8 protein-coding genes are annotated in these 8,517 nt (G+C 40.2%); 6 read left to right on the plus strand and 2 right to left on the minus strand.

Features of this window, described 5'->3' with window-relative positions:
* Window positions 1–53 precede the first annotated feature (53 nt).
* Window positions 54–1,088, minus strand: coding sequence for a cell division protein ZipA (gene zipA, locus HMPREF2732_RS08650; protein WP_070592538.1), 1,035 nt, complete (start codon window positions 1,086–1,088; stop codon window positions 54–56).
* A 169-nt stretch (window positions 1,089–1,257) separates the two neighbouring features.
* Here zipA and cysZ point away from each other — a divergent pair, with 169 nt between their 5' ends.
* The 5 genes from cysZ (at window position 1,258) to HMPREF2732_RS08675 (ending at window position 5,589) form a co-directional block, all read left to right on the plus strand.
* On the plus strand, window positions 1,258–2,103 hold the full coding sequence (gene cysZ / locus HMPREF2732_RS08655; RefSeq protein WP_070592543.1) for a sulfate transporter CysZ: 846 nt from the start codon (window positions 1,258–1,260) through the stop codon (window positions 2,101–2,103).
* Between the two features lie 99 nt (window positions 2,104–2,202).
* A complete protein-coding gene (cysK, locus tag HMPREF2732_RS08660; RefSeq protein WP_070592544.1) occupies window positions 2,203–3,153 on the plus strand; it encodes a cysteine synthase A in 951 nt (316 codons plus the stop codon).
* Between the two features lie 182 nt (window positions 3,154–3,335).
* A complete protein-coding gene (locus tag HMPREF2732_RS08665; protein WP_005697382.1) occupies window positions 3,336–4,109 on the plus strand; it encodes an amino acid ABC transporter substrate-binding protein in 774 nt (257 codons plus the stop codon).
* Window positions 4,093–4,809 (plus strand): amino acid ABC transporter permease, encoded by a 717-nt coding sequence (locus HMPREF2732_RS08670; RefSeq protein ID WP_005697396.1) that lies wholly within the window; start codon window positions 4,093–4,095, stop codon window positions 4,807–4,809. The genes HMPREF2732_RS08665 and HMPREF2732_RS08670 overlap by 17 nt, the downstream gene beginning before the upstream one ends.
* A gap of 9 nt (window positions 4,810–4,818) precedes the next feature.
* Window positions 4,819–5,589 (plus strand): amino acid ABC transporter ATP-binding protein, encoded by a 771-nt coding sequence (locus HMPREF2732_RS08675; RefSeq protein ID WP_070592545.1) that lies wholly within the window; start codon window positions 4,819–4,821, stop codon window positions 5,587–5,589.
* A gap of 72 nt (window positions 5,590–5,661) precedes the next feature.
* On the opposite strand, the gene HMPREF2732_RS08680 is transcribed toward HMPREF2732_RS08675, so the two are convergent.
* On the minus strand, window positions 5,662–6,405 hold the full coding sequence (locus HMPREF2732_RS08680; RefSeq protein ID WP_070582934.1) for an MIP/aquaporin family protein: 744 nt from the start codon (window positions 6,403–6,405) through the stop codon (window positions 5,662–5,664).
* Between the two features lie 372 nt (window positions 6,406–6,777).
* On the opposite strand from HMPREF2732_RS08680, the gene glpK reads away from it, so the two are divergent.
* Window positions 6,778–8,289 (plus strand): glycerol kinase GlpK, encoded by a 1,512-nt coding sequence (gene glpK / locus HMPREF2732_RS08685; RefSeq protein WP_070592549.1) that lies wholly within the window; start codon window positions 6,778–6,780, stop codon window positions 8,287–8,289.
* Window positions 8,290–8,517 lie beyond the last annotated feature (228 nt).

An 8,517-nucleotide genomic window follows, 5' to 3' on the forward strand; every position in this document is an offset into this window, starting at 1 on the left:
TAAAATGGGCGAACCATCGGCTCGCCCAAAGTGCGGTTATTTTTTCGTGCGTTTTATGCGATACGAGATAAGTAATCCTGCTCAGCCATATCATCAAAAATTTCTTGCTGATCAGTCAATACCACGCCACCTAAATCTTCCGCGATGGTTTTCGCTGCACGAATCATCATACGTAAGTTTGCCAAATTATTACCTGGTGATGGCAACTGCATAAAGAGCACCACCCCCATGGTTGAAAACTCGGCCATATTGTAATAATCAAACGTACCTGGTTGTTCAATGTTTGCCACGCTAAATAGCACTGGGCTTGCCACACTTAAATCAAAGTGGCGATGATACATTTGACGCTCACCAAAAATGAATCCCAAGTTTTCTAAAGATTGAGATAATTGTGGTCCATAAAATTCACGATTCTGATTCGAAATCACATAAAGTTGAACAAAGCCAGTAGTTTGTTTTGGTTTTTCAACCTCTACTGGTTCGTGATAGTTAAAATGCACGTTCTCATGAGCAGGTTCTTGAGTTGGATTTAATGACATCTCGGCTAACTGCTCACGCAATTCAGGCGAAGAAGAATTCACACCATCAAAATCATTGCTTTGAGCTTCTAATTCTTCGATTGTCATCTCTGCCACACGTGGTTTCGGTTGTACATTCGTTTCAGGATAAACCACAGGTTCAGGCTGTGGCGCAGGAGCAGGTTGCGCCGTATTCATCTCATAAACTGGCTGATTTGGTAAGGAGATTTTAATATCATCCACACTTTTTTCTATTTGACGCGCATCAACTTGAGCATGTTGCTCATCAAAATTTAATTGTTGTTGGCTTGCCGCCTGAGGTGTCACTTTAGGTTGAACATTTTGTTGTACAGGCTGTGCCGCTTGAGCACGATGTGTTAAACGAATATCCGCATTAGGATCAGCGGCTTGCGAAAAAGAATTGACCTCCCCACTTTTAGAAGTGCGGTTAAATGTATTCGCACTTTTAAAATATTTTGATTTCTCACGACGATTTGACCATAATCCGTGTACCACTAAGGCAATTAAAGCAATCACCCCTAGAATGATCAAAATGGTATTTAAGTCCATGCTTGTTGCTCCTTAACGCAATGATTTTTGCTGATCCTATCACATTTCGACAGGTGAAAAAATAGAAAAGCAAACAAGATATTAAAAGGGATGAGATGGAATTTTCCTCAAAAAATATTGTCTTTCTGTGACGTTTTGTATTTTTACTTTTCAATTTAAAGGAACAATGATGATCGATCAAAATGAAATAAAATCTGCTTTCAATCATTTCGTGATGGGTTGGCATTTCATTACGCAAAAAGGTCTCCGACGTTTTGTGATTATGCCAATTCTACTGAATATCGTCCTGCTTACAGGCTTATTTTGGTTATTTGTTTCTCAAATCTCCACAATGATCGACTGGGTAATGAGCTTTATTCCTGATTGGTTAAGCTTTTTAAGTGTGATTTTGCTCGTGCTGTCTATTGGCTCAATTCTCTTATTTTTCTATTTTGCTTTTACGACACTTTCAGGCTTTATTGCCGCACCGTTTAATGGATTATTAGCAGAAAAAGTCGAAAAAATGCTGACTGGCGAAGCCGTTAATGATGATGGTTTTGCCGAAATCATGAAAGATGTGCCACGAATGCTAAATCGTGAATGGCAAAAACTATGGTACAGCTTACCGAAATTTGTGGGCTTGTTCTTATTAAGTTTTATCCCTGTTATCGGACAAACCATTATTCCCGTGCTGACGTTCTTATTTACTTGTTGGATGATGGCGATTCAATATTGCGACTACCCGTTTGATAACCATAAAATTTCTTTTGGCATTATGAAAAATGCATTAGGGGAAAGACGCTCTCAAAGCCTGACATTCGGGGCTTTAATTACCCTTTGTACCGCATTACCGATCGTGAACTTAGTCATTATTCCTGTGGCGGTCTGTGGTGCAACCGTGATGTGGGTGGAAAATTATCGCTCACAATTAAAATTTGATATGAATGTTGACCGCACCTCAGGTTCAACACAAATTGTGACACGTTCTAAGAGTACTGAAATTAAGCCTTCAGGAAATGGCATCGTGAATAAATAGCATTTAGTTATAAAATATAGCTATTAACTATTTTTTTTATATAAAAACCGGTGTTATAACTACTGCATCAACTCATTCCAAATATAAAAGGACAGTAAAATGACAATTTATGCAGATAACTCATACTCAATTGGTAATACGCCATTAGTTCGTTTAAAACACTTCGGACACAATGGTAACGTTGTTGTAAAAATTGAAGGTCGTAACCCAAGCTTCAGCGTGAAATGCCGTATTGGTGCCAATATGGTTTGGCAAGCAGAAAAAGACGGCATTTTAACAGCGGGTAAAGAAATTGTAGATGCAACTAGTGGTAACACCGGTATTGCTTTAGCTTATGTAGCAGCAGCACGCGGTTACAAAATCACCTTAACCATGCCTGAAACCATGAGCCTTGAACGTAAACGTTTATTACGTGGTTTAGGCGTGAATCTCGTGCTTACTGAAGGCTCAAAAGGGATGAAAGGTGCGATCGCTAAAGCAGAAGAAATTGTGGCGTCTAACCCAAATCATTATGTGATGCTAAAACAATTTGAAAACCCGGCTAACCCTGACATTCACCGTCAAACTACTGGTGAAGAAATCTGGAAAGATACTGAAGGTAAAGTTGATGTCGTAGTTGCCGGTGTAGGTACCGGCGGTACAATTACTGGTATTTCTCGTTCGATCAAATTAGATCACGGTAAAAAAATTACCTCTGTGGCGGTTGAACCAACAGAATCACCTGTTATTAGCCAAACCCTTGCTGGTCAAGAAGTGAAACCGGGTCCACACAAAATTCAAGGTATCGGTGCGGGCTTCATTCCGAAAAACTTAGATTTATCATTAATTGATCGCGTGGAAACTGTAGATAGCGATACGGCAATTGCGACCGCTCGTCGCTTAATGGCTGAGGAGGGTATTCTTGCGGGTATTTCTTCAGGTGCGGCTGTGGCAGCGGCTGACCGATTAGCAAAACTACCAGAATTCCAAGATAAATTAATCGTTGCAATCCTACCTTCTGCATCAGAACGTTATTTAAGTACAGCGTTATTCGAAGGTATTGAAGCTTAATCTATTGATTGAATTCATTTTATCTAAGGTCTGTTTTTACAGACCTTTTTTGTTTATTAATTAAACAAATTTTATTTGATATAACTAAAGGAAATAATTCATAAATAAATAATACTTTTCTTTTCTTTTTCGCTTCTTATAATTTATTTCACTTTCGTTATTTATCTAAAAAAGGAACACTTATGAAAAAATCATTTTTTAGCACCGCACTTTTAGCGGCAGGATTAGCCCTTTCTACTTTTGCTAACGCTGGTGAAATTGCTGATCGCGTTGAACAAACTAAAACCTTATTAGTTGGTACTGAGGGTACTTACGCACCATTTACTTTCCACGACAAAGATGGCAAGTTAACCGGTTTCGATGTGGAAATTATCGAAAAAGTAGCGCAAAAATTAGGTTGGAAAGTCGAATTTAAAGAAACCGCTTGGGACGGTATGTATGCAGGTTTAAATGCAAAACGCTTTGATGTTATTGCTAACCAAACCAATCCAAGCCCAGAACGTTTAAAAAAATATGATTACAGTGCACCTTATAACTACTCTGCTGGCGTAATCGTGACGAAAGCCGATAACGATAGCATTAAATCATTCCCTGATTTAAAAGGTAAAAAATCTGCACAATCTGCAACCAGTAACTGGAGCAAAGATGCACGTGATAATGGAGCAATTATTGTGACCGTTGATAGCTTGGCACAAAACCTTGAAGCGGTAAAACAAGGTCGTGTTGATGCAACAGTAAACGATAAGCTTGCAGTATTAGATTACTTCAAAAAACAACCTAACTCAGGCTTAAAAATTGCTGTAGAAAGTGATAAAAAAATCCCAACCGGTTTTGCTTTCTTGAAAGGTGAAGAACCGCTTATTGCAAAAGTGAACCAAGCACTTGAAGAACTACGCAAAGACGGAACGTTAAAACAACTTTCAATCAAATGGTTTGGCGATGACATTACTCAATAATTGGTTAGCCAGCCTTCCATTTATGACCGCAGAACGAGCTGATTATGTAATCAGCTCGTTTTGGCCTATGATGGAAGGGGCAATTTTATATACGATCCCCCTTGCGGTCATTTCCTTCTTTTGCGGTTTATTCATTGCGGTTATCGTAGCTGTGATTTGCACATTGCCACATCCCAATTTAATGACCAAAATTCTGCAGGGTATTTGTCGCACTTATATTTCAATTATTCGCGGCACGCCAATGTTGGTGCAGATCTTCATTATTTTCTATGGTTTACCTGAAGTTGGCATCAAACTTGAGCCTTTCCCAACCGCAATTATTGCGTTCTCCATTAACATTGGTGCTTATGCAGCAGAAACGGTGAGGGCCTCTATTCTTGCGATTCCTAAAGGTCAATGGGAAGCCTCTTATGCGATAGGCATGAATTACACTCAAGCTTTCGTGCGTACCATTATGCCGCAAGCTTTACGTATTTCCGTCCCTTCGCTATCAAATACCTTCATTAGCACAGTGAAAGATACGTCTCTGGCATCACTCGTTTGGATTGCGGAATTATTTCGTGTGGCGCAAAACATCACTGCTGAAAACTACGAATTTATTTTAATTTATAGTGAAGCGGCTCTCATTTATTGGGTATTCTGTTTTGTGCTGTCAATGGGACAAACCCGTTTAGAAAAACGCCTTTCTCGCCATTTATAAGGACTGTTTATGTTAAAAGTCACGAATATTCAGAAAAGTTTTAATGGCCACCATGTATTAAAAGGCATTGATTTTGAAATTAATAAAGGTGAAGTGGTTGCCATTCTAGGCCCATCAGGTTCAGGCAAAACCACTTTTTTACGCTGTTTAAATTTGCTCGAACGCCCAGAAAAAGGTGTATTAGCATTTACTGATGGAAGCTTAACCATTGATTTCAGTAAAAAAATCAGCAAAGCCGATGAACTAAAATTGCGTCGTCGTTCTTCAATGGTATTCCAACAATACAATCTATTTCCCCATCGCACAGCACTCGAAAATGTGATGGAAGGCATGGTCGTTGTGCAAAAACAAGCGAAAGAGATTGCGCGTGAAAAAGCCTTAGCATTATTGGAAAAAGTTGGTTTAAAAGCGAAAGCAGATTTATATCCCTCTCAACTTTCTGGTGGTCAACAACAACGTGTCGGGATCGCCCGTGCTTTAGCAGTTAAACCCGATATTATCTTGTTAGATGAGCCTACTTCCGCTCTTGACCCTGAACTCGTCGGTGAAGTGTTACAAGCACTCAAAATGCTCGCACAAGAAGGTTGGACAATGATTATCGTCACCCATGAATTGAATTTTGCCAAAGATGTGGCAGATCGCGTGATTCTCATGGAAAATGGTCAAGTTGTTGAACAAAATACCGCGTCTGAATTCTTCAGTCATCCACAGCAAGAGCGCACCAAACAATTCCTATTGCAAGCTAAAATGCCAATGGAATTCGAAGATTATTGTATTTAATCAAACCTCTAAATATAAAAAGAGCGGTCAAAAAACATCATGAATTTTGACCGCTCTTTCTATTTGAATAAATTACATAATGGCATTATAGAATACTGCTGCTAAAGCCGCCCCGATAAATGGCCCTATAACCGGAACCCAACTGTATCCCCAGTCAGCTTTAGTTTTTAATGTCCCACCCAGGAAAAGACCTAAGGTTAAACGCGGACCAAGATCTCGAGCTGGATTGATCGCATAACCGGTTGTTCCACCTAAGCTCAAACCAATTGCCCAAACTAAAATCGCTACTGGTAATGCCCCGATAGAACCTAAACCAATTGGCGTGCTTTCTGCCGTGCCTGGTAAAGTGATGTTTGCTCCCGCAAGATAGAAAATCACGAAAACAAGCACGAAGGTACCAACGATTTCGTTTACTAAGTTGATTGGATAGTTACGAATTGCTGGTTCAGTACAGAAACAAGCGCGTTTTAAGCCCTCTTCTTCGGTCGCTGCAAAGTGATCTTTATACATAATGTAAACCAACAACGCTCCTACCATGCCCCCCACCACTTGTGCCGCGATGTAGCCAGGGACCAATTCCCAAGCAAATGCACCTTTCATTGCCACACCAAGCGTTACCGCTGGATTTAAGTGCGCCCCACTGTAAGGACCTGTTACAACGACGGCCACATACACTGCAAATGCCCACGCGGTAGTAATCACAATCCAACCAGAACTTTGCCCTTTCGTTTTATTTAAACATACGTTGGCCACCACACCGTTACCTAACAGGATTAAAAGTGCTGTGCCAAAAAATTCTGCAAAATAGGCATTCATAAGAGAATCTCCAAATAATGATTAACTTAATGATTTCATTAAAGAAATCTTGTTTTGCAATTCGTTTCGTTGTTTGATCAAATATTGAGATACTCAAAGTGAGTGGCTTCATTATCTAGTTTTAACCAATTAATTCAATAGATAAAACCGATCTATTTTCTAGAAATGAGAGAAGGATCACATTATTTTGTACGTTAACGCAATCGATTGCATATCTTCAGAGAAAAATCTGTGATGCTAATCACAAAACCCAACATTGCTTGTTCCAATTAGATTCGAATTCAATTAAGTTAGGTTCGCAATTTGTTCGTTTAAGCTCAAAATTTCTTCATTCATTTAATGAGAGTGCCGAGCACTCTAAGGAATAGAACCATGACAGACAAAAAATACATCATCGCTTTGGACCAAGGTACCACAAGCTCTCGTGCAGTATTATTAGATCACAATGCGAATGTTGTCGAAATCGCCCAACGTGAATTTACACAAATTTATCCACGTGCAGGCTGGGTGGAACATAATCCAATGGAAATTTGGGCAACACAAAGTTCAACATTAAACGAAGTGGTTGCAAAAGCAGGCATTACCTCAGATGAAATTGCGGCAATTGGTATTACCAACCAACGTGAAACTACCATTGTGTGGGAAAAAGCAACCGGCACACCGGTTTATAATGCGATTGTGTGGCAATGTCGTCGTACTGCAGATATTACGGACAAACTTAAAGCGGATGGTCACGAAGAATATATCCGCAATACCACAGGTTTAGTGGTGGATCCATACTTCTCCGGTACAAAAGTGAAATGGATCTTGGACAATGTAGAAGGTGCTCGTGAAAAAGCTGAACGTGGCGAGCTTCTATTTGGTACCGTAGATACCTGGCTTGTATGGAAATTAACCCAAGGCCGTGTTCACGTAACGGATTACACCAACGCATCCCGTACCATGTTATTTAACATCCATACGAAAAAATGGGATGACAAAATGCTGGAATTATTAAATATTCCACGTTCTATGTTGCCTGAAGTGCGTAATTCTTCCGAAGTGTATGGCAAAACCAACATCGGGGGTAAAGGCGGTGTGCGTATTCCAGTTTCGGGTATCGCGGGTGACCAACAAGCTGCACTTTACGGCCATCTATGTACACGCGCAGGCCAAGCAAAAAATACCTATGGTACAGGCTGCTTTATGTTGCTTCACACCGGTGATAAAGCCATTACCTCTAAAAATGGCCTATTAACCACCATCGCGTGTAACGCCAAAGGTGAACCTGAATACGCACTTGAAGGTTCGGTATTTATCGCAGGCGCGTCAATCCAATGGTTACGTGATGAACTCAAAATCGTACATGACAGCCACGACTCCGAATACTTCGCACAAAAAGTCCCAGATAGCAATGGCGTGTACGTTGTTCCAGCCTTCACCGGTTTAGGTGCACCTTATTGGGATCCGTATGCACGTGGTGCAATTTTCGGTCTTTCTCGTGGCTCTAATCGCAACCATATTGTACGCGCAACCCTTGAATCTATCGCTTACCAAACCCGTGATGTATTAGAAGCAATGCAATCTGACTCAGGCCAACGCTTACAATATTTACGTGTCGATGGCGGCGCAACTAACAATAACTTCTTAATGCAATTTCAAGCGGATATTTTAGATGTGAACGTAGAACGTCCAGTGGTGAAAGAAGTGACTGCACTTGGTGCAGCTTATCTTGCTGGTCTTGCGGTTGGTTTCTGGAAAGATTTAGACGAGCTTCACGACAAAGCGCGTGTAGAACGTACCTTCACCCCAGATAACGATGAAGAAAAACGTGAACGTCGTTATAAAGGTTGGAAAAAAGCCGTTAAACGCTCATTAGAATGGGCAAAAGAAGACGCAGAATAATCCTTTCTAATCCATAATAAAGTGCGGTCAAAATTTCTCGTATTTTTGACCGCACTTTATATTTTGAGGAAATATATTACCGATAAATACTCGTACAATACGTCAGGGCTTGTCTTATGGCTTTTCCTAATTCTTCATCCAAAATACTCTTATCATATTTAAATTCTAATGCTGAATTGTCAGGAAGTGAAATCCCTGTACTTCCATCTAAAGAATCTTGATGAAGAG

The organism is Haemophilus sp. HMSC061E01 (genome assembly GCF_001810345.1).
GTDB lineage: Bacteria > Pseudomonadota > Gammaproteobacteria > Enterobacterales > Pasteurellaceae > Haemophilus_D.

Excerpts from the sequence above, each read along its gene's own strand:
- zipA (WP_070592538.1), bottom strand. The coding sequence starts at position 1,088 with ATGGACTTAAATACCATTTTGATCATTCTAGGGGTGATTGCTTTAATT.
- cysZ (WP_070592543.1), top strand. The coding sequence starts at position 1,258 with ATGATCGATCAAAATGAAATAAAATCTGCTTTCAATCATTTCGTGATG.
- cysK (WP_070592544.1), top strand. The coding sequence starts at position 2,203 with ATGACAATTTATGCAGATAACTCATACTCAATTGGTAATACGCCATTA.
- HMPREF2732_RS08665 (WP_005697382.1), top strand. The coding sequence starts at position 3,336 with ATGAAAAAATCATTTTTTAGCACCGCACTTTTAGCGGCAGGATTAGCC.
- HMPREF2732_RS08670 (WP_005697396.1), top strand. The coding sequence starts at position 4,093 with ATGACATTACTCAATAATTGGTTAGCCAGCCTTCCATTTATGACCGCA.
- HMPREF2732_RS08675 (WP_070592545.1), top strand. The coding sequence starts at position 4,819 with ATGTTAAAAGTCACGAATATTCAGAAAAGTTTTAATGGCCACCATGTA.
- HMPREF2732_RS08680 (WP_070582934.1), bottom strand. The coding sequence starts at position 6,405 with ATGAATGCCTATTTTGCAGAATTTTTTGGCACAGCACTTTTAATCCTG.
- glpK (WP_070592549.1), top strand. The coding sequence starts at position 6,778 with ATGACAGACAAAAAATACATCATCGCTTTGGACCAAGGTACCACAAGC.